This window comes from Sporosarcina limicola, assembly GCF_014873855.1.
In the GTDB taxonomy this organism is placed as follows: Bacteria; Bacillota; Bacilli; order Bacillales_A; family Planococcaceae; genus Sporosarcina; species Sporosarcina limicola.
The window spans coordinates 1-1,203 of the sequence record NZ_JADBEL010000077.1 but is presented as its reverse complement, the minus strand read 5'-3'; the positions used below and the strand labels follow the sequence as shown (position 1 = coordinate 1,203).

Genomic DNA, 1,203 nt, shown 5'->3' with positions numbered 1-1,203 from the left:
GTCTTAAAACTTACATTTTAGTGAAAATCAAACATTTCGTTATTGGTATTTTAGGAACTTGACAAATCGAAATAGTTTTTATGCAATGCTACTGATATTTTGGTAAAATATTTTTGGAAATACCTGAACTACCAATTATTATCGTTTAATCATCTCGACTGGATTACAATTTGTTCTTCTACAATCTGGTCCGTTTAGGAAGATTGATCTTATTGAAAATCATTCAAATTTGTATAACAAGTATAACATTATTGTTTCCAAAAAATATGGTTTCTTATCTTTGGTCATCCAGTAGGTATGAAGTGGTAAATAGTCTGTCATTTATCGGTACACTTTTTGTCATTCAGTGGTAAAAACTATGTCAAGGATGGTACATTTCATTGGCTGTAATCATTTTTGGAACTAACATGATTGTTTTAGTGACTGGCACTCAAAGTCTAGTCTTATATCCTGTAATCTGCTGGTGGAGAGAGTACTGGAAGTCCATTTGATGGTTAAATCAGAAAACCCCCTCTGCAAAATTTGCTAAAGGGGGTTCGTCTATGATTAATGTAAAGACACTAGAAAATTAAACGCTTTCCATTTCCGTTGATTCGTGATGAAAATGATCCTCTTCAATTAAGGTAACTCTTAAACCTAATGCCCTGGAGACTTTTTCTAACGTGTCCAGGCGTGGTACTGCATTTTCAGTCTCTAGACGAGCGATAGCGGCTTGTTTTAGTCCGGATTTATCAGCTAGTTGTTGTTGTGTTAAACCGAGCTGCGTTCGGCGCTTAACAAGTTGGGCGACAATTTCAATTCGATCCATTTCCGCTTGATTCAAAACGGTTATTTGTTTTTTGTAGTCAGCCCAATTCATTGTAAAACCTCCTTTCCGATAACGTTCATACGCACGGCGAATTCATGAAGAGAGTATTTGGAAAAAGATAATAAAGTTTGCTGGAAAATAATTCATTACTGAGCTATGATACTATTCAAAAGTTTATGAGGAGGATACGTATGAACAACCAACGATATCAAGGTCCTATTTTTGAATACTTCGAGGAGTTGAGCGACACGAGACAGGAAGGGAAAGTTCGCCACAAATTGACAGATATTCTTTTTATCATGGTAACTGGAGTCATTTGTGGATTGGATGAATGGGATGATATCCATTTTTGGGCGAGCTCGGATTCCAGTCAACAGTGGCTTAAAAAGTATATC

Annotated in this window: 2 protein-coding genes; one reads left to right on the top strand and one right to left on the bottom strand. The window is 36.1% G+C overall.

Annotation, left to right across the window (positions count from 1 at the left end; translation table 11 throughout):
* Nucleotides 1-568 precede the first annotated feature (568 nt).
* Complete coding sequence (locus H4683_RS21110; RefSeq protein ID WP_192600788.1) at nt 569-859, bottom strand: helix-turn-helix domain-containing protein; 291 nt, start codon at nt 857-859, stop codon at nt 569-571.
* 140 nt (nt 860-999) lie between these two features.
* On the opposite strand from H4683_RS21110, the gene H4683_RS21105 reads away from it, so the two are divergent.
* Nucleotides 1,000-1,203: transposase family protein (locus H4683_RS21105; RefSeq protein WP_192600787.1), on the top strand; the 204-nt coding region annotated here is incomplete at its 3' end.